General features: G+C 67.1%; 18 protein-coding genes and 1 tRNA gene. 13 read left to right on the top strand and 6 right to left on the bottom strand.

Annotated features, from left to right (window positions below; all coding sequences use genetic code 11):
- Positions 1-164 precede the first annotated feature (164 nt).
- The 8 genes from ACFWPH_RS11120 to ACFWPH_RS11085 are packed head-to-tail and all read left to right on the top strand — an operon-like array spanning position 165 to position 8974.
- Positions 165-1298, top strand: coding sequence for an MCE family protein (locus ACFWPH_RS11120; protein WP_378750648.1), 1134 nt, complete (start codon positions 165-167; stop codon positions 1296-1298).
- Positions 1295-2320 carry an MCE family protein gene (locus ACFWPH_RS11115; RefSeq protein ID WP_378749867.1) on the top strand — a complete coding sequence of 342 codons (1026 nt, stop codon included), beginning with the start codon at positions 1295-1297 and terminating at the stop codon, positions 2318-2320. The genes ACFWPH_RS11120 and ACFWPH_RS11115 overlap by 4 nt, the downstream gene beginning before the upstream one ends.
- Positions 2317-3378: an MCE family protein gene (locus tag ACFWPH_RS11110; RefSeq protein ID WP_378749865.1), complete on the top strand. Its 1062-nt coding sequence runs from the start codon at positions 2317-2319 to the stop codon at positions 3376-3378. The genes ACFWPH_RS11115 and ACFWPH_RS11110 overlap by 4 nt, the downstream gene beginning before the upstream one ends.
- Positions 3375-4694 (top strand): MCE family protein, encoded by a 1320-nt coding sequence (locus tag ACFWPH_RS11105; RefSeq protein WP_378749863.1) that lies wholly within the window; start codon positions 3375-3377, stop codon positions 4692-4694. The genes ACFWPH_RS11110 and ACFWPH_RS11105 overlap by 4 nt, the downstream gene beginning before the upstream one ends.
- On the top strand, positions 4694-5989 hold the full coding sequence (locus ACFWPH_RS11100) for an MCE family protein (RefSeq protein ID WP_378750646.1): 1296 nt from the start codon (positions 4694-4696) through the stop codon (positions 5987-5989). The genes ACFWPH_RS11105 and ACFWPH_RS11100 overlap by 1 nt, the downstream gene beginning before the upstream one ends.
- Positions 5986-7455, top strand: a complete 1470-nt coding sequence (locus tag ACFWPH_RS11095; protein WP_378749861.1) for an MCE family protein — start codon at positions 5986-5988, stop codon at positions 7453-7455. Before ACFWPH_RS11100 ends, ACFWPH_RS11095 begins: the two co-directional genes overlap by 4 nt.
- A complete protein-coding gene (locus ACFWPH_RS11090; RefSeq protein ID WP_378749859.1) occupies positions 7452-8405 on the top strand; it encodes a hypothetical protein in 954 nt (317 codons plus the stop codon). The genes ACFWPH_RS11095 and ACFWPH_RS11090 overlap by 4 nt, the downstream gene beginning before the upstream one ends.
- Positions 8402-8974 carry a h domain protein gene (locus tag ACFWPH_RS11085; RefSeq protein WP_378749857.1) on the top strand — a complete coding sequence of 191 codons (573 nt, stop codon included), beginning with the start codon at positions 8402-8404 and terminating at the stop codon, positions 8972-8974. The genes ACFWPH_RS11090 and ACFWPH_RS11085 overlap by 4 nt, the downstream gene beginning before the upstream one ends.
- A gap of 277 nt (positions 8975-9251) precedes the next feature.
- On the opposite strand, the gene ACFWPH_RS11080 is transcribed toward ACFWPH_RS11085, so the two are convergent.
- From ACFWPH_RS11080 to ACFWPH_RS11065, 4 genes are all read right to left on the bottom strand, one after another.
- Positions 9252-10688, bottom strand: coding sequence for a sensor histidine kinase (locus ACFWPH_RS11080; protein WP_378750644.1), 1437 nt, complete (start codon positions 10686-10688; stop codon positions 9252-9254).
- Between the two features lie 11 nt (positions 10689-10699).
- Positions 10700-11425: a response regulator transcription factor gene (locus tag ACFWPH_RS11075; protein WP_378749855.1), complete on the bottom strand. Its 726-nt coding sequence runs from the start codon at positions 11423-11425 to the stop codon at positions 10700-10702.
- 275 nt (positions 11426-11700) lie between these two features.
- Positions 11701-13323, bottom strand: a complete 1623-nt coding sequence (locus tag ACFWPH_RS11070; RefSeq protein WP_378750642.1) for a trehalose-6-phosphate synthase — start codon at positions 13321-13323, stop codon at positions 11701-11703.
- Between the two features lie 230 nt (positions 13324-13553).
- Complete coding sequence (locus ACFWPH_RS11065; RefSeq protein ID WP_168443490.1) at positions 13554-13724, bottom strand: hypothetical protein; 171 nt, start codon at positions 13722-13724, stop codon at positions 13554-13556.
- A gap of 143 nt (positions 13725-13867) precedes the next feature.
- On the opposite strand from ACFWPH_RS11065, the gene ACFWPH_RS11060 reads away from it, so the two are divergent.
- The 4 genes from ACFWPH_RS11060 to ACFWPH_RS11045 all read left to right on the top strand — a co-directional run bounded on the left by ACFWPH_RS11060 (position 13868) and on the right by ACFWPH_RS11045 (position 15853).
- Positions 13868-14701, top strand: a complete 834-nt coding sequence (locus ACFWPH_RS11060) for an alpha/beta fold hydrolase (protein ID WP_378750641.1) — start codon at positions 13868-13870, stop codon at positions 14699-14701.
- Between the two features lie 143 nt (positions 14702-14844).
- Entirely contained in the window at positions 14845-15075 is a 231-nt protein-coding gene (locus tag ACFWPH_RS11055) for an MbtH family protein (RefSeq protein ID WP_030522889.1), read from the top strand.
- A 245-nt stretch (positions 15076-15320) separates the two neighbouring features.
- Positions 15321-15393 (top strand) — tRNA-Thr (locus tag ACFWPH_RS11050).
- 55 nt (positions 15394-15448) lie between these two features.
- Positions 15449-15853, top strand: a complete 405-nt coding sequence (locus ACFWPH_RS11045) for an HNH endonuclease (RefSeq protein WP_378749852.1) — start codon at positions 15449-15451, stop codon at positions 15851-15853.
- A 133-nt stretch (positions 15854-15986) separates the two neighbouring features.
- On the opposite strand, the gene ACFWPH_RS11040 is transcribed toward ACFWPH_RS11045, so the two are convergent.
- The gene (locus tag ACFWPH_RS11040; RefSeq protein WP_378749850.1) at positions 15987-16412 is read right to left on the bottom strand and encodes an HIT family protein; all 426 of its coding nucleotides are present in this window, start codon (positions 16410-16412) and stop codon (positions 15987-15989) included.
- A gap of 48 nt (positions 16413-16460) precedes the next feature.
- Positions 16461-16838 (bottom strand): PH domain-containing protein, encoded by a 378-nt coding sequence (locus ACFWPH_RS11035; RefSeq protein ID WP_378749848.1) that lies wholly within the window; start codon positions 16836-16838, stop codon positions 16461-16463.
- Positions 16839-17123: 285 nt separating this feature from the next.
- On the opposite strand from ACFWPH_RS11035, the gene purD reads away from it, so the two are divergent.
- Positions 17124-18395: a phosphoribosylamine--glycine ligase gene (purD, locus tag ACFWPH_RS11030; RefSeq protein ID WP_378749846.1), complete on the top strand. Its 1272-nt coding sequence runs from the start codon at positions 17124-17126 to the stop codon at positions 18393-18395.
- The last annotated feature ends 48 nt before the right edge of the window (positions 18396-18443 follow it).

The following is an 18443-nucleotide window of genomic DNA, read 5'->3' as shown; positions in this document are numbered from 1 at the left end:
GCGCCATGACTGAAATGATGCGATCGGACAGCAATCAACTCGGACGTAATCCCGGCGCTACGGGCGGCGTCCAGGATCCCGGCGAACCCACGGCGCCGCTGCGCCCGGTGAACGGGTGGGTCGGTTTTCAGAAGAAATATGGGTTCAAACTGGCCGGCGGCGCTATGGTCCTGGCCGTGGTGGCGGCGGTGTTCGTCTCCTTGACGATGTTCTTCGGCGGTTTCACACCCAGTGTCACTGTGACCGTGGCGGCCCCGCGTAGCGGTCTGGTGCTGGACCCGGACGCCAAGGTGAAAGTGCGCGGTGTGCAGATCGGCCGGGTCGCCGCGCTGGAAACCACCGACGACGGTACCGATCTGCGCCTGGCCCTGGATCCCGACAAGCTGAGTCTGGTTCCCGCCAATGCCACGGTCGATATCCGGTCGACCACGGTGTTCGGTGCCAAGTACATCAACTTCGTGATCCCGCAGGAGCCGCAGGAGCAATCGCTGCAACCGGGTGCCCGGCTGTCGACCGATAAGGTCACCGTCGAGTTCAACACGATATTCCAGCATCTCAGTGATGTACTGGCCCAGGTGGAACCGGAGAAACTGAGCGCGACGCTCACCGCGCTGGGCACCGCACTGCAAGGTCGCGGTGAATCCCTCGGCCAGCTGCTGGTGAACAGCAATTCGCTGCTCCACGAGATCAACCCCATGATGCCGACCCTGCAGCGCGACCTGCAGGCCACCGCGGCCGTGGGCAACCTGTACGCGGATGTCTCCGGGGATCTGCTGCGGACCGTCGACAATGCGACGGTGAGCACCCGCACCATCGCCGAAGCCGAATCGGATGTCGACGCGCTGCTGGCCAATCTCACCGGTCTCGCCGACACCACCGGCGCGGTCCTGCACGAGAACGAGGCACAGCTCGGCACTGCCCTGGATCTGCTGCGACCGACCACAGAACTGCTCGACGAGTACAAGCCAGCGCTGGCCTGCCTCATCGGCGGCGCGGCCCAGGCAATGCCGATCGGTGAGGCAATCTTCGGCGGCCTACAGGAAGGCGTGGCTCTGAACACCGGTTTCATGTACGGCACGCCGGCCTACACCTATCCGAACGACCTGCCGAAGGTGAATGCCACGGGTGGACCGCGATGCGCCGGGACAACCGACCGCGTACCCGGCAGCCATGCCGACTATGTCGTCACCGATACCTCCGAAGGGCATCCCTACATTCCCTCCACCAAGCTGAATCTCAACGCTCCCTCTGTGTTCCAGGTCCTGTTCGGTGGGCTCCCGGGGGTGAGCAAGCCATGAAAAACACCGCAACTACAGTCAAGCTCACCATCTTCACCCTGGTGATGACACTGGTCTTCGCCGGTTTGGCGATCGTCTTCTCCCAGGTGCGCTTCTCCAGTCAGAACGGCTACCACGCCGTCTTCACCAGCGCCTCGGGCATGCTGCCCGGGGACAAGGTGCGGATCGCCGGGGTGCCGGTCGGCTCGGTCTCGTCGGTGAAGGTCGACGACGAATACCATGCGCACGTCGAATTCGATGTCGATACCAAGTACCGGCTGCTCACCAGCACCAAGGCCACGATCCGGTACGAGAACCTGGTCGGCGATCGCTACCTGGAGCTGCTCGAAGGCCCGGGAGAGGCGACCACCCTGCATGAGGGCGGCACCATCGGCCTGGACAAGACCGCGCCGGCCCTCGACCTCGATATGCTGCTGGGTGGTTTCAAGCCACTGCTACGCGGACTGGACCCGGCACAGGTCAACGACCTGACCAACGCGCTGCTGCAGATCTTCCAAGGCCAGGGCGGCACGCTCGTCGAACTGCTCAACAGCAGCGGCTCGTTCACCAAAACCCTCGCCGACCGGGACGCGCTGATCGGCAGCGTGATCAACAACCTGAACTCGGTGCTGAAAACACTCGACGACCGCGGCGACCAGTTCGCCACCACGATCGACGAACTGCGCCGGCTGGTCAGCGGTCTCGCCGAGGACCGCGACCCCATCGGCGCCGCGCTACCGCGGATTGCCGATGCCACACGTGCGACGAACGACCTCCTGGTGCAAGCCCGTCCCGACCTGGCCGCGACCATCGCCCAGACCGGCCGGCTGGCCACGAATCTCGACAATGGTTCGGACACCGTGCAGTACGTCCTCGACGAACTACCGGGGGCCTACAAGATGCTGAACCGCATCGGTTCCTACGGTTCGTTCCTCAACATCTATGTCTGCTCGGCCAACTTCCTGGTCGACGGCCCGGACGGTAAGCCCCTGCTGATCGAAATGCCCGGTGAGCAGACGACCGGAAGGTGCGCGAGCGAATGAAGGAGCAATCACGCGCGGTAACCATCGGCGTCGTCGGATTGGTGCTGGCGGTCGCGGTGGCGCTGTCGGCGCTGCAGTTCGAACGCCTGCCGTTCATCCGCGGCGGCGCCGTGTACACCGCGCATTTCGCCGATGCCGGCGGGCTCGTGACCGGTGACGATGTGGAGGTCGCCGGGGTGAAATCCGGCCGCGTCGAGGAAGTGAGCCTCGACGGCGACCAAGTACTGGTCCGGTTCAGCGTCGACGATTCGATCGCACTGGGCGACAAGACCTCCGCCGCGATCAAGACCAATACCGTCCTCGGCCGGAAATCGCTGGCGGTGAACCCGGACGGCGACGGGACCTTGACGGTCACCGAAACCATTCCGGTCGCACGCACCACGTCGCCGTACTCGCTGAACGAGGCGCTCGGCGACCTCGGCCAGACCGTGCAGGATCTGGATCTGCAGAAGGTGAACCAGACGCTGGACGAACTGTCGGCGGCCTTCGCCGATACTCCGGCACCGCTGCGTTCGGCGCTCGACGGGGTGACCGCACTGTCGCGCACCATCAACGCCCGCGACCAGGCGCTGTCGGATCTGCTGTCCCGCGCGCAGAATGTCACCAAGATCCTGGCCGACCGGGCCGACGCGATCAACGCGCTCCTGGTCGACGGGAATCAGTTGCTCGGCGAACTGGACCGGCGACGCACCGCGATCAGCCAGATGATCACCTACGTCAACTCGCTGGCCCAGCAGTTGTCCGGACTCGTCCACGACAACGAAGCCCAGCTCAAACCGGCACTGGACAAACTCAACTCGGTGCTCGACCTGCTGGAGCGCAACCGGGACAACATCGTCGCGGCGCTCGACGGCCTCGGCCCGTTCGCCGCGGCGCTGGGTGAACAGGTCGGCAGCGGCCCGTACTTCCAGGCATATGTCGTCAACGCCAGCAGTGAAACCCTGCATCCGCTGGTGGACGCGCTGGTCTGGCCGCAGCACGTGCCCGAATCGCTGCGCGCCTATCTGCTCGAACCCGGTCCCAAGATCGGCCCGTCCGCACAGGAGCCGCCGCGATGAGTACGGTCAAGGACACACTTCGCGCACTGCCGAAGAAATGGGTGGGGATCGTCGCCGGGGTGGTGGTGATCGCGCTGGTCGCCACCGGCGGCTACCTGGCGTACAACCAGCTCACCAAAAACGAGATCACCGCGTACTTCACCTCCACCACGGGTATCTACCCCGGTGACGATGTGCGAGTGCTGGGCGTGCCCATCGGCAAGATCGATTCCATCGAACCCGGTAAAGAGCAGGCGAAGGTGACCATGACGGTCGACGGCAGCGTCGACCTGCCCGCCGACGCGCGGGCCGTGATCATCGCGCCGTCGCTGGTCTCCGCCCGCTTCATCCAGATCGCCCCCGCCTACACGGGTGGGGACACGCTGGGCGACGGCGCGGAGATTCCCATCGAACGGACCGCCGTCCCGGTGGAATGGGACGACATCAAGACCGAACTCCACAAGCTCTCCACAGCGCTCGGCCCGGTCGGCGACGACCCCCAGGGCTCCTTCGGCCGCTTCGTCGACACCGCTGCGGACAACCTCGACGGTAACGGCGAAGCGTTCCGCACCACCCTGCGGGAACTGTCGGCCACCCTGACCACACTGTCGGACGGACGCACCGACCTCTTCGGCACGATCCGCAATCTGCAGAAGTTCGTGGATGTGCTCTCCAAGAGCAACGAGCAGATCGTGCAGTTCGGCGGGCGGCTGGCGTCCGTATCATCCGTCCTCGCCGGGGTCTCCGAGGATCTGGGCGCCGGCCTGGACAATCTGGATCTGGCGCTGGCCGATGTGAAGCGCTTCCTGGACGGCAGCGGAACCGAACTCACCGAAGGCGTCCAGCGGCTGGCCGACGTGACCCAGATCCTGGTCGACAAACGACCGGAACTGGAACAGGCGCTGCACTCCGGGCCGAACGCGCTGGTGAACTTCTACCAGATCTACAAACCCGCCCAGGGCACACTGACCGGCGCCATCGCGCTGAACAACTTCGCCGATCCGATCAGCTTCCTGTGCGGTTCGGTACGGGCCCTGGAACAGACCGAATCCGATACCAGTGCCGACCTGTGCGCCGAATACCTCGCTCCGGTGATCAATTCGCTGTCGATGAACTACGTGCCCCTCATGGCCAACCCCGCGACCGGTGTCACCGCGTTCCCGGACCAGTTGGACTACACCACCCCGGATCTGCCCGGGAAGGTGGATCCGCAGAAGGTCGGCCCCCCCGCGGCGCCCGCGCCCGCACCCGTCACGGTTCCCGCCGGTGTTGCAGGGCTGGCGATCCCGGGTATTCCGCTTCCCGAAATTCCCGGCCTGCCCGGAGGAGGACGATGATGCGCCGACTCGCGCTGCGGGCGCCGGACATCCGGCCGAAGTTGCTCGCGCCGGGTATCCGGCGCCGGGCGGCCACACTCGCCGTCGGGCTCGCACTGGCCCTTCCGGTCACGGGCTGTCAGTACGACGGGCTCAACTCGTTGCCGATGCCGGGCACCGAAGGTACCGGCGAAGGTTCGTACACCGTGCAGATCCAGATGCCGAACGTCACCACGCTGACCCGCAATTCGCCGGTGCGCGTCGACGACGTCTCGGTCGGGGCGGTTACCGATATCGAGGTCGAGGACTGGCACGCGCTGGTGACGATCTCGCTCAACCCCGATGTGGTGCTGCCCGCCAACGCCACCGCCAAGATCGGCCAGACCAGTCTGCTCGGCAGCAACCATGTGGAACTGGCGCCGCCGGTCGATATCGCACCCGAGGGGCAGCTCGCCGACGGCGACGTGATCCCGCTGGAGCGCGCCGGTGTCTTCCCGACCACCGAACAGGTGCTGTCTTCCCTGTCGGTCGTGCTCAACGGCGGCGGTATCTCGCAGCTGGAGAACATCACCCGCGAACTCAACACGGCCCTCGTCGGCAACGAGGAGGAGATCCGGGATCTGCTCCCGCAGATGAACGACCTGATCGGAAACCTGAACGCCCAGCGCGACGACATCATCTCCGCGATCAGCGGACTGGACCGGCTCTCCGGCCAGTTCGTCGAGCAGACCGATGTGGTGGAAGCGGCGATCGAGGACATCCATCCCGCGCTGACCGTGCTGGCCGATCGCCGGCAGAACATCACCACCACCATCACCAAGCTCGGTGAACTCAGCGATGTGGTGAACCGGTTGATCGCCAACAGCGGCGACGATCTGAAAGCGAACCTGGCCAATCTCGCCCCGGTCCTGCAGACGCTGGCCGATACGGGCGGCGACCTCACCGAATCGCTGAAAATCCTCGCCTCGTTCCCGTTCCCGTTGACGAATCTCGACAACGCGATCAAGGGCGACTACCTGAACCTGTTCATGACGATCGATATGACCGGCAAACGGCTGGACTCGAACTTCCTCACCGGAACCGGGCTCGGCGGCATGTTCGGCGGCGTGGAGGTCGCACTCGGCCAGGTGGCCGGACCCGCCGGCGAACAGGGCAACCCGCTGACGACACCGCTGGCGCCGCCCCCCGGCGCGCCGGCGCCCGGCGACCAGCCGCAACCGACCATTCCCGGGCTGCCGCCGATCCCCGGCCTGCCCGCCATCCCCGGGCTGACGGTGCCGCTGCCCGGGCAGCCGCAAGGGGGCGAGGGCCCGTGACGCTCAGCCGTTTCGTCCGCATCCAGCTGATCATCTTCTCCATCCTCACGGTGGTCGGCCTGGCCGTCATGGGCGGCACCTATGTGGGCGTGCCCGCCATGCTCGGTATCGGGCGTATCGACGTCACCCTGCAACTCGCCGCCACCGGCGGGCTCTACCAGAACGCCAACGTCTCCTATCGCGGGACGAATGTCGGTGTGGTCCGCGAAGTCCGGCTCACCAGCGAGGGTGTGGAAGCCCAGCTGTCGGTCGACAGCGACTACAAGATCCCGGCCGATTCCAAGGCACTGGTACGCAGCGTTTCGGCGATCGGTGAGCAGTACGTCGATCTGGTCCCGCCGGACGATCCCGGGGACGCCAACCTGTACGACGGCAGCGTGATCCCCGTGGACCGCACCGAACTGCCGCAGGACGTCGGCGCCCTGCTGGACCAGGCCGACCGGCTGCTGGCCAGCGTCGCCGATACCCGGCTGCGCCAGGTCATCGACGAAGCGTTCCGGGCCTTCAACGGCGCCGGACCGGACCTGCAGAGGTTCCTCGACTCCGCGGCCCTGCTGGTGCAGGAGGCGAACGACAATGTCGAGCCGACCAAACAGCTGATCGAACAGATCGGCCCGCTGCTCGACACCCAGGTCGACTCGGATGCCGCGATCCGATCGTGGACCCGCGATCTGGCGGTCGTCACCGACCAGCTGCGCGCCCACGACCCGGCACTGCGCAGTATTCTCGCCAACGGTCCCGCGGCCATGGAACGGGTCACCCAGCAGTTCGACGAACTGCGACCGACCCTGCCGCTGCTGCTGAACAACCTGGTGAGCGTGGGACAGGTCGGTGTCACCTACCACGCCGGCCTGGAACAGATCCTTGTCGTCTACCCGCCGCTGATCGCCGCGCTGCTCACGGCCACACGTGGTCCCATGGAATACGGCGCACTGGTCGACTTCATGACGGTGCTCAACGATCCGCCGGCCTGCACCACCGGTTTCCTGCCGCCCGATCAACGCCGCAGTCCGAGCGAGCTCGACACGATTCCAACGCCCGAGGGCCTGTATTGCAAGACTCCGCAGAACGACCCCACCGCGGTGCGCGGTATCCGCAACACTCCGTGTATGGAATTCCCGGGCCGCCGCGCACCGACCCCGGAACTGTGCCGCACCGGGTTCGTTCCCGAGGGCACGAACCCGCCGTTCGGGCCGCCGCAACCGGTGGCCCCGGCCGAACCCCCGGCGCCCGGCGTCGCACCGGCCGCCGCGCCCGACACAGGGCCCGGGGTTGCGGGAGTACCCCCGGCACCTGCTAGTTTCTCGGGCGCAAGCACCCCCGCCGCCGCTCTCTCGTACGATCCGGCCACCGGGGTCTATACCGGCCCCGATGGTCGCAGCTACCGTCAGGGCGATATCGCATCCGGCGGATCGGGCGCCGTACCCGCGGATTGGCAGGCAATGTTCGAGGAGCAGCAGAAATGAGCGAGACCAAGGACCCCCGCCGTACCCGTAGGCGGGCCAGCCGGACGGCGGGTCCACCGGTCGAGGACGCGACCGAACAGGTCACCGCGGATTCGGCGGCCGCCGAGGCCCCTGCGGACAAGACCGCCGACGGTGTCGTCGGCGCCGCCGCGGGCAAGGCTGCGGATACCGCGGCCGAGAAGCCCGCGGATGTCACGGCGGCGAAGTCCGGCGAAGTCACCGAACGGATCGATACCGCTACCGAATCGGCACCCGCCGCCGAATCGGGAGGTACGGACGAAACCGTGCGGATCGACAAGTCCGCCGCGGAAACCGTGGCTCTGGGCAAAACCGGAACCCCTGCGGAATCCGCCGGGAAATCGGACTCCGGTGCCGAGGAAACCGGCGCGACTGTCGTGTCGATGGAGAAATCCACCGCGACCGAATCCGCCGGCGCCGAACCCGCTGCGAAGGGCGGCTCCCGCTCGTGGAAGCGGATCGTCGCGCTGGCTGCCGCTGCCGTACTGGTGATCGGCCTGGTCGGTGCCGCGGTCGTCTCGATGATCGCCGTCCAATCCACCGAGCAGCGGGACGAACGCCGGGCCGAATACGTGGCGACCGCACGCCAGACGGTTCTCAACCTGACCACCATCCGCGCCGATACGGCCAAAGAGGATATCGACCGCATCCTCACCATGGCCTCCGGTGAATTCAAAACCGAGTTCGACGGCCGGGTGGATCCGTTCGCCGAGATCGTGAAACAGGCGAAAGTGCAGTCCACCGGTGAGGTCGTCGAGGCCGCCGTGGAACGCGACGACGAGAACTCCGCGGTGATCCTGGTGGCCGCCAAACAAACCCTCACCAATGCGGGCGCCGAAGGCGAACAGCAGCGGCACTACCGTTTCCGGGTGACCGTGCAGCGCGCCGACGACGGCACCCTGACCGCCTCGGACGTGGAGTTCGTGGCATGAGCGGGAAGCAGCCGGGCGCGGAAGCGGTAGCACCGGCGGAGCACAGCACGACCGAGGAAAAGCGCCCCGCCGAGAGGACCGGCATGAAACTGCGCAACAAGATCCTGCTCGGCGTCACCGCGGTGGTGATCGTCGCCGCCGCGGTCGTGGCCGGTATCGGCGGCTACCGGTACTGGGACTACCGCCAATCGGAACAGTCGCGCACCGATGCCGTCGCCGCCGCGAGCCGCACGGTAGCGGACATCTTCAGCTATGAGCACCAGACGGTGGAAAAGGAATTGCCCAAGGCCGCCGAAAGCCTGGCGCCCGATTTCCGTGCCGATTTCCTCCAGCTCATCGACAAGGCCATCGTGCCGGGCGCCAAGGAAAAGGAACTGACGGTCAAGGCCACCACCCAGGCCGGCGGCGTGGTCTCCGCCGATCGCGCCCACGCCGAGGTACTGCTGTTCCTCAACCAGGTCACCACCAGCAAGGAATCCCCCCAGGGCACCACCACCGGCAGCCGTGTCCGGGTCGCCTTGGACAAATCCGACGACCAGTGGCTGGTCGCCGCCGTCACCCCGATCTGACCCGCTGACGGACGGTGGTTGCCGTCAAGGTTTCCTCCGCGGAGTTACGAAATGCCCCCACCGGTACCGGTAGGGGCATTTCGTTGAATGCCTGTCGGCGGCGGTGTCGCCATCGGCGCGCAGAATCCGAACCAGGAGCCGTAGTCGGGCAGATAGATCGCATACCGCTGGATCTGCAGTACTTCCGGTGAACCGACGCAGGAACCGCGCGTATCCCTCGAAGGCTAGTCGAAGCAGTCGGCGGCCGGTAGGTGACCGTATCCGAAGCCGCCGCCGCTCACTCACGCGGCAGCCGCACCTTGAACGTGGTGCCGCGACCCGGTTCGCTGTCCACCGCCACAGCGCCGCCGTGCGCCGCGACCAGCGCCTGCACGATCGACAAACCCAGTCCGGCCCCACCACTGGCCCGGCTCCGGGAATCATCCGCGCGATAGAACCGCTCGAAAACCCGCTCGGCCTGCTCGCGCGACATCCCCGGACCCGTGTCGGCGACCTCCAGCGCCACCTCGTCCGGGCCGGGCGTGAGCCGCACCGTCACCGCCGCATCGGGCGGCGTGTGTACCAGGGCGTTGTTCAGCAGATTCGCCAAGACCTGGCGCAGCCGGGACGCATCACCCGGCACCTCGGTGGTTCCGGCTCCTGGACGCACCTCCAACTCGATCGACCGCCGGGTACCGCCCTGCGTCGCCGCCACCGCGCGCGCACTGTGTACCGCATCGCTGGCCAGCGACAACAGATCCACCGGCGCGTACTCCACCGGCCGTTCGGCATCCACCCGGGCCAGCATCAACAGATCCTCGACCAGCAGGCCCATCCGCTTCGATTCCCGTTCGATGCGGTCGAGCAGCATATCGGTATCGCGGGTGGCGCCCTGCCGGTACAACTCGGCGAAACCTTTGATCGTGGTCAGCGGGGTGCGCAATTCATGGCTGGCGTCGGCCACGAACCGGCGCATCTTCTCCTCTGAACGCCGGGCCGCCTCCTCCGACGCCTCGGTCGCGGCGAAACCCCGTTGAATCTGCGCGAGCATGGTGTTCAACGACCGCGCCAGCCGGTCCACCTCGGTATTCGTCGGGCGCATCGGCACCCGGCGGTGCAGATCACCGGCCGCGATATCGGCGGCGATCTCCTCCACCTGTTCCAGCCGGCGCAGACTACGCCGGATCACGAAATACGCGGCCACCGCCAGCACCACCAGCACCAGCGTGCCGATCACCACCTGCAGCACCACCAGCCGCTCGACGATCGCCTCGGTGTCGTCCAGCCGCAGCGCGACCAAACTGGTGCCGTACTCGTTCTCGGTGTAGCGGACCCGCCACTCACCGGAACCGCCGCCGGTCGATCCGGTGGTGAACGTGCCCGGCTGCAGATCCGCGGGTAGATCCGGTGCGCCGTTGCGATCGTCCTGCAGGAACAGCCGGCCGTTGGTGTCCTGCACGCGGGTGTAGAACTTCACCGGCGGGCGCTCCTTGCCGGGCTCCCCGGGCAGCAATACGGGAGGCCGCCCACCCGGCCGGGCCCAGCTGTGTGCCGCCTCCTCGAGCTGCTGATCCACCCGGTCGATCAGCGTGGTCCGCAGCGCGGACGTCACCGCCACCCCCGAGGCCAGCAACCCCACCGCGGCCAGCGCCACCAACGCCAGCACCAGCGTCACCCGCAGCGGTAACGCGGCGAGCCGCCCGGCCGGTCCCTTCGGCGGCGAATCCGCCGGCACAACGTCGGTACTCACGACCGGCCCGCGGGTGATTCCCGCATCACATAACCGACCCCGCGCAAGGTGTGGATCAGCCGCTGCGGCCCGGTATCGACCTTCTTCCGCAGATAGGAGACATAGGTTTCCACCACCCCGACCTCACCGCCGAAGTCGTAACGCCACACATGATCCAGAATCCGCGGTTTACTCAGCACCGTTCCCGCGTTCACCATGAAGTACCGCAGCAGAGTGAACTCCGTCGGCGACAGCGCCACCGGCTCACCGGCCTTGAAGACCTCATGGGTATCGTCGTCCAGCTCGATATCGGCGAACCTGATCCGCGACCGCTCCCGCTCGGGTGCCGCCCCACCCGCACGCCGCAGGATCACCCGCAACCTGGCCACCACCTCTTCCAGGCTGAACGGTTTGGTGACGTAGTCGTCCGCGCCCAAGGTCAGCCCGGTGACCTTGTCCTGTACATCGTCGCGCGCGGTCAGGAACAGCACCGGCGCATCGACCCCATCGGCCCGCAACCGCCGCAGCAGCCCGAACCCGTCCATCCCCGGCATCATCACATCGACGATCAGCGCATCCGGCCGGAAACTGCGCGCCACATCGAGCGCCTGCGCACCATCGGACGCAGAGGCCACCGCGAACCCCTGGAACCGCAAACTCACGGTCAGCAGCTCGACGATCATCGCCTCGTCGTCGACCACCAGGACCCGGGCCTCGGGTGCTGTCTCCGGCACACCAGTCATGACCCCATCCTGAACCAGCGCCCTGGTACTTCACTGCGTACTTGCTGTGAACACGCTGTGTTGGATGGCGCGCCTTCGGCGCGCGGGGTTCTGGCCCCTTAGGTCCCTGCTGTCAGCGCTCGACACTCGCGGCTGCGCCGCATCGCATCGAGCGCTGACAGCAGGGACGGGCCAGAACCTTTCAGGGCCTCGCTGAACTCGGCGCCGGCGCTGGTTACGTCAGGTTCGAGGCGGGTCCACCTCGGACAGGCCCGCGGGCTCGGAGTGGGCCGGGTCTATTCGGTGTAGTCGTCGTCCGAGTCTGCGACCAGGGCTTTTCCGGCGACCTGGCCCTTGGCGAGGGCGTCGAGGAAGGCGCGGGCCCAACGGTCGACATCGTGGGCGAGGACCTGGCGGCGCAGGGCGCGCATACGGCGGCGGCGGGTTTCGCGGTCGTCGGTGAGGGCGGAGACGATGGCGTCCTTCACGCTGTCCAGGTCGTGCGGGTTGCACAGGTAGGACTGGCGCAGTTCGGCGGCCGCGCCGGTGAACTCGCTCAGGACGAGGGTGCCGTTGAGGCCGCTGTGGCAGGCCACGTACTCCTTGGCGACCAGGTTCATACCGTCCCGCAGCGGGGTCACCAGCATGACGTCGGCGGCGACGAAGAAGGCGATGAGTTCCTCGCGCGCGATCGGGCGATGCAGATAGTGCACCACCGGATAGCCGACCCGGGCGAACTCGCCGTTGATGCGCCCGACCTGGCGTTCGATATCGCCGCGCATCTGGATATAGCTTTCGACCCGTTCGCGGCTCGGCGTGGCGAGCTGCACCATCACGGTGTCGGCCGGGTCGATCCGGCGTTCGGCGAGCAGTTCTTCCAGCGCGTTGAGCCGGATATCGATGCCCTTGGTGTAGTCGAGGCGGTCGACACCGAGCAGGACATGCTTGGGACTGCCGAGTTCCGCGCGGATCTGGGCGGCGCGCTCGCGCACCGAACGCCGCCGCGAATGCTCGTCCAACCCCGCGGAGTCGATGGAGATCGGGAAGGCGCCCACCCGCACCGTCCGGAATCCGACCTGCACCACACCCATCTTCGACCGCACCCCGACCGTGCCGCGCGAAGTGGGCTGCCCGGCCAGGCGGCGGGCCAGGTACAGGAAATTCTGGGCGCCGCCGGGCAGATGGAACCCGATCAGATCCGCCCCCAGCAGACCCTCGACGATCTCGGTGCGCCACGGCATCTGCATGAACAGTTCGACCGGCGGGAACGGGATGTGCAGGAAGAAACCGATGGTGAGATCGGGCCGCAGCATCCGCAGCATCTTCGGGACCAGCTGCAGCTGATAGTCCTGCACCCAGACCGTGGCCCCCTCGGCCGCGACCTTGGCCGTCTCCTCGGCGAAACGACGGTTCACCTGCACATAGGCCGACCACCAGGCCCGGTTGTACACCGGGCGGACGATCACATCGTGGTAGAGCGGCCACAGGGTCGCATTGGAGAAGCCCTCGTAATAGTCGGCGACCTCCTGCGCCGACAGCGGTACCGGATGCAACTCCAGCCCGTCTTCGACGATCGGGTCCACCTCGACGTCCGGCACTCCGGCCCACCCCACCCAGGCGCCGCGGTTCCTGCGCAGCACCGGCTCCAGCGCGGTCACCAGGCCGCCGGGGCTCCGCTTCCAGCGGGTGCTGCCGTCCGGCAGTTTCTCCAGATCCACCGGAAGCCGGTTGGCCACGACGACGAAACCGGAACCTGCCCCGCGTTCCCGCAGAGGTTCGGCGTCCACCGCCTCGGGCTGGGCCTCCACCAGATCGATCGGACCCGTGACCGGCCCGGAACCGTTGCCGGTTCCGGACGGACCCGTGGATACGCCGGTTTCATCCTGGGGGGTGGAATCGCTGGACGGCTGATCTGTCATCTGGTCCACTCACGCATCCTTACGCGCGGCGCTGTACGCCCCGTATATGGGCATGAGCGGGGCACTGCGTGGTTACGCTCCGCTGCCGCCTTCGGGCCTGACCCGCTCATGCCATGTAGTTGTGTGGATCCGCTGACGTCGCCGTTGGCGCCGGCGGCCCACATGACCGTCAGCGCCCGGAGGCGATAGCTTGCGTGACCAGGCGCTCGGCCATGCGGATAAGGCTCAGCTTATTCGGTTCGGCCGCCCGGGCCGATACCCAACATCGACAGGAGCATCCGGCATTCGTCGGCATCGGCGGCATAGGCGGCCACGACCCGCTGCGCCTGACGAGCGGTCTCGTCGGCGAGGGGCTCCAGTTCGTCGTCGGCGATACCGTTGGCGCTGCTTTTCGCGGCCATCTCATTCCTCCCGGCAGGTGCGCTGGTATGTGAAATGTCAATGGTATCTGTCCCACGAAGCGGTCGCTGCGGCCGCGGTAACACAACGCCGCCCCGAGGGCTATACCGTGGGCAGCGGAAACGATCAGGAAGGGGCCGTCAGCATGCCGTTGGCCACGGTGAACGGAATATCGCTCAACTATCAGATCAAAGGAGACCGTTCCAAGGGCACCGATGTGAAAGGCGGCGGCCCGCTGGTCGTGCTGATCATGGGGACGGGCAGCCCGGGCCGCGTATGGGAGCTGCATCAGGTACCGGCCCTGGTCGCCGCCGGCTACCGGGTCTGCACGTTCGACAACCGGGGAATCGCGCCCTCCTACGAGGCCGCCGGCGGTATGACCATCGAGGAAATGGTCGCCGATACGGCGGCGCTGATCGAGTTCCTGGACGAAGGCCCGGCGCTGGTGGCCGGAACGTCGATGGGTGCCCGGGTGGCGCAGGAACTCGCCCTGGCCCGGCCCGAGCTGGTGCGTAAGGCTGTTTTCCTGGCCGGGCACGGCCGGCTGGATCGGTTCCAGAGGACCCTCTCGCTGGGCGAACACGAACTCGACGAGAGCGGGGTGAAGCTGCCACCGAAGTACGAGGCCGCCCTCACCGCGGTGATGAACCTTTCCCCCGCCACCATGGCCGACGCCAACGCGGCCCGCGACTGGCTGGACCTGTTCGAGTTCACCGGCGGTCCGGTGACCCCCGGTATCCGCGCCCAGCGCAAGATGGACCACGAATTCGATCGGGTGCACGCCTACCGGGGCATCCGGGTGCCGTGCCTGGCGGTGGGTTTCGCCGATGACCGGATGATTCCGCCGTACCTGTCCCGGGAGGTTGCCGAGGCCATTCCGGGCGGCCGCTACCAGGAGGTTCCCGATGCCGGCCATTACGGCTACCTGGAGCGACCCGATACAGTGAACAAGATCCTCCTGGAGTTCTTCGCGTCCTAGGGGGGACCCACAGTTAACGCCGGCCTTGCTAGGGTCGACACATCGTTGGGTTCGCAAAACGGCAGCCGGAGGTTCCACCTTCCTGCCGTGCCGGACCCGGACAAGATCCGTACACATACGCGCGAGCACCCCTGTGAGGTGAAATGAGCACCAACCCGTTCGACGACGAGGACGGCCGCTTCTTCGTTCTGGTCAACGACGAAGAACAGCATTCCCTGTGGCCGGCTTTCGCCGAGGTCCCGGCCGGCTGGCGCGTGGTCTTCGGTGAGGACAGCCGCGCGGCCTGCGTGGAGTACGTGGAGCAGAACTGGACCGATATGCGGCCCAAGAGCCTGCGTGACGCCATGGCGGCCGACGAAGCGGCCCGCAAGTAGTCTCCTCCCGCGCAGCCCGGTCGACTCTGATCCGGTGCGGTGTCCGATGCGGGCGCCGCATCGGACACCTTGGAGTTCGGCGCCGGGCTGCGTAGTCTGTCCGGCCGATCTGCATCCACCTTCGCCGCGGTACTCATCCGGACTCGGCTCGTCCGCTGGCGGTGGTTCCGGTGAGATCTGGTTCGCGAACCCGGCGGCAGCCCCGTATGATCGGCTGCCGAGCGGCTCGTATTCTGGGCCGCTCCGCCGCCTTGGCGCAACTGGCAGCGCAACGTACTTGTAATGCGTAGGTTGAGGGTTCGAGTCCCTCAGGCGGCTCGTCTATCGCTCCGGCCCACCGATATGTCGGTGGGTCGGAGTAGTTTTCCGCTGTATGAGGCGATGCCGGGGGTGTTCAGCGCTGCTCGTCAAGCGCAGCCAGAAGCTGTACTGCACTACAAGTTGCCAGCAAGCAGCCCAGCGCGAGGCGAAGACCCGGCTTTGGCTCGCTACGGGCGAGGCGGATGTGGGCAGCTATCAGGGGCACTACATCCGTGACTATCTTGCGCGAGCCCAGAGCAACCGCTGCGCGATCTGCGATACCCGCGACGAATGGCGGGGTGCTCCGCTCGTATTCGTGCTCGATCACATCAACGGTCACGCAAGCGATAATCGGCGCGAAAATTTGCGACTGGTCTGTCCGAACTGCGATTCGCAGCTCCCGACTTACAAGAGCCGCAACCGAGGCAATGGTCGGCACCTCCGCCGTGCGCGCTATGCGCACGGGCAGTCGTACTAGACAGTCGGTTGGTGTTTTCCGCTGGCGCGCGCTCCTTGAAATGTCCCTGATGGCGCCGCCGTGGGGGATATTTCTCGGGTGAGCAGTGGAGGGCCGAGGCGTCACACGCCGGCTACTGCGGGCGGCGCTTCGATCAGGCGGGGACGTTCGCCCCGTAGCCGAGGTCGCGCAGGGCCTGCTTGATCCTGGTCTGTGCGTCGTCGAGTGAGTCCGGGGCCGGATTCGGGTCTGCCCCGGAGATATCGAAGTTGCCCATGGTGAAGGCCGGGAAGACGTGTACGTGCAGGTGGGGAACCTCCAGCCCGGCGATCAGCAGACCGGCCCGGGGCGCGTCGAACGCCGCCCGCACGGCCTGCCCGACCTTCTGCGCCACAGCGTTGAGGCGGGCGAAGACCTCGGGTTCGATATCCTGCCACTGGTCGATTTCCTTGCGGGGGACCACCAGGGTGTGCCCCTGGGTCACCGGCGCGATGGTGAGGAACCCGACGAATTCGTCGTCCTCCCAGACGAACCGGCCCGGCAGATCCCCGGCGATGATCGCACTGAAAACAGAAGCCATACGGTGAGCTTATGGCGCGCCGGGGCCGGCCGGACAGAGCCGGGTGCCCTACACGCCGACGAAGTGCGACAGGATGCCCTGGACCTCGTAGATGTCGACCTGGCGGTTGAACCGCTTCTGCAGAGGTGTGTCGGAACCGGAGATCCACACCAGCAGTTCGGCGTCCAGGTCGAAGGTGCCGGCGGTTTCCACCGAGAAATGGGTGATCGCGCGGTACGGGATGCTGTGATAGCTCACCTTCCGGCCGGACAAACCCTGCTTGTCGACGAGGATGAGACGGCGATTGGTGAACAGCATGGCGTCGCGGACCAGAATGTAGGCCGAATAGATCTGTTCGCCGTTGCCCAGTAGCCGCTGAAATTCCTGTTGCGCCTGCGCCGGATCCATTTGCCCGGCGTTACCCATGATCCCGTCCATCAGGCCCATGATCGTCCTCCCGTCCGCGCGTTGACCCCGGCGGGCCGGTGCGCGAGTTACCCACCCGCCTCGGATGTTTCACCACCATCATCCACAAGACGGCGCGAGCGGGCGCCGACTGGCGGGAACACGCTGGTACCGGCGCTGCACGACCGGGGGAACCCGGATGTGCCGGAGAGCGGGGCTCGGGTTGCCCGGCAGCTTCAGGCCGTGGCATCGGAGACCCTCATGCGCGCAGCGGTTGAGCGTCCGGCACTGCGCAGCCGGGTTCCCGGCACGCTCTAAGCTGTCCGGGTGCGAGTACTCGTCATCGGTTCCGGAGCCCGTGAACACGCCCTCGTCCTTGCGCTGCGCCGTGACCCGGCGGTGAGTGCGCTCATCGCGGCACCGGGCAACGCCGGTATCGCCCAGCACGCGCAGGTGCGCCCGGTGGACGCTGGATCCGCGGAGGCCGTGGCCGCGCTGGCGCGGGAGGTGGCCGCGGATCTGGTGGTGATCGGCCCCGAGGTACCGCTGGTCCTGGGGGTGGCCGATGCCGTGCGGGCGGCCGGTATCGCCTGCTTCGGCCCGTCGGCCGAGGCCGCCCGGATCGAGGGTTCGAAGGCGTTCGCCAAGGATGTGATGGCCGCGGCCGGCGTACGGACCGCGCACAGCGAGGTGGTGGATACCCCGGCCGAACTGGATGCCGCGCTGGATCGTTTCGGCCCGACCTGGGTGGTCAAGGACGACGGCTTGGCCGCCGGTAAGGGCGTCGTGGTCACCCAGGATCGCCTGGCCGCCCGTGATCATGCTGCCGAACTGCTCGAACAAGGGCATCCGGTACTGCTGGAATCTTTCCTCGACGGTCCGGAGGTATCGCTGTTCTGCCTGGTGGACGGGGAGACGGTGGTGCCGCTGCTGCCGGCGCAGGACCACAAGCGGGTGGGCGACGGGGATACCGGGCCCAATACCGGCGGGATGGGCGCGTATACGCCGCTGCCGTGGCTGCCCGACGGGATGGTCACGCAGATCGTCGACGAGGTGGTGGCCCCGGTCGCCGCCGAAATGGTCCGGCGCGGTTGCCCTTTCACCGGTCTGCTGTACGCCGGCCTGGCGATGGGCGCGGCGGGCCCGGCGGTGGTGGAATTCAACTGCCGCTTCGGGGACCCGGAAACGCAGGCGGTGCTGGCCCTGCTGGACAGCCCGCTGGGCGAGCTGCTGTTCGCCACCGCGACCGGCACTCTGGCCGAGACGCCGGCACCGCGCTGGCACGGTGGGGCGGCGGTCACGGTGGTGCTGGCCGCGGAGAACTATCCGGGGCGGCCGCGTACCGGTGATGTGATCACCGGGGCGAGCGATGCGGCGACCGACGATCCGGCGACCGTTCTGCACGCGGGGACATCGCAGCGTGCGGACGGTGCACTGGTCTCAGCGGGCGGCCGGGTGCTGAGCATCGTCGGCACGGGTGTGGATCTGACGGCCGCACGCGTTGCCGCCTACGACCGGCTGGCGGGGATCAAACTGCCCGGCAGCCACTACCGCTCGGATATCGGGCTCGCCGCGGTCGAGGGCCGCATAGAGCTCTGACTCTCAGGACGTACGTTAGCCGAGCAGCCGGGGTGCACGTTGCCGAGC

The organism is Nocardia sp. NPDC058499, assembly GCF_042719915.1.
Taxonomy (GTDB): Bacteria; Actinomycetota; Actinomycetes; order Mycobacteriales; family Mycobacteriaceae; genus Nocardia.
The sequence above is the reverse complement of the archived record's forward strand: the minus strand, read 5'-3'. Positions and strand labels throughout refer to the sequence as shown.

Excerpts from the sequence above, each read along its gene's own strand:
- ACFWPH_RS11065 (WP_168443490.1), bottom strand. The coding sequence starts at position 13,724 with ATGGCCGCGAAAAGCAGCGCCAACGGTATCGCCGACGACGAACTGGAG.
- ACFWPH_RS11045 (WP_378749852.1), top strand. The coding sequence starts at position 15,449 with ATGAGGCGATGCCGGGGGTGTTCAGCGCTGCTCGTCAAGCGCAGCCAG.
- ACFWPH_RS11085 (WP_378749857.1), top strand. The coding sequence starts at position 8,402 with ATGAGCGGGAAGCAGCCGGGCGCGGAAGCGGTAGCACCGGCGGAGCAC.
- ACFWPH_RS11090 (WP_378749859.1), top strand. The coding sequence starts at position 7,452 with ATGAGCGAGACCAAGGACCCCCGCCGTACCCGTAGGCGGGCCAGCCGG.
- ACFWPH_RS11110 (WP_378749865.1), top strand. The coding sequence starts at position 2,317 with ATGAAGGAGCAATCACGCGCGGTAACCATCGGCGTCGTCGGATTGGTG.
- ACFWPH_RS11075 (WP_378749855.1), bottom strand. The coding sequence starts at position 11,425 with ATGACTGGTGTGCCGGAGACAGCACCCGAGGCCCGGGTCCTGGTGGTC.
- ACFWPH_RS11060 (WP_378750641.1), top strand. The coding sequence starts at position 13,868 with ATGCCGTTGGCCACGGTGAACGGAATATCGCTCAACTATCAGATCAAA.
- ACFWPH_RS11035 (WP_378749848.1), bottom strand. The coding sequence starts at position 16,838 with ATGGGCCTGATGGACGGGATCATGGGTAACGCCGGGCAAATGGATCCG.
- ACFWPH_RS11105 (WP_378749863.1), top strand. The coding sequence starts at position 3,375 with ATGAGTACGGTCAAGGACACACTTCGCGCACTGCCGAAGAAATGGGTG.
- ACFWPH_RS11100 (WP_378750646.1), top strand. The coding sequence starts at position 4,694 with ATGCGCCGACTCGCGCTGCGGGCGCCGGACATCCGGCCGAAGTTGCTC.
- ACFWPH_RS11070 (WP_378750642.1), bottom strand. The coding sequence starts at position 13,323 with ATGACAGATCAGCCGTCCAGCGATTCCACCCCCCAGGATGAAACCGGC.
- ACFWPH_RS11120 (WP_378750648.1), top strand. The coding sequence starts at position 165 with ATGGTCCTGGCCGTGGTGGCGGCGGTGTTCGTCTCCTTGACGATGTTC.
- ACFWPH_RS11040 (WP_378749850.1), bottom strand. The coding sequence starts at position 16,412 with ATGGCTTCTGTTTTCAGTGCGATCATCGCCGGGGATCTGCCGGGCCGG.
- ACFWPH_RS11115 (WP_378749867.1), top strand. The coding sequence starts at position 1,295 with ATGAAAAACACCGCAACTACAGTCAAGCTCACCATCTTCACCCTGGTG.
- ACFWPH_RS11055 (WP_030522889.1), top strand. The coding sequence starts at position 14,845 with ATGAGCACCAACCCGTTCGACGACGAGGACGGCCGCTTCTTCGTTCTG.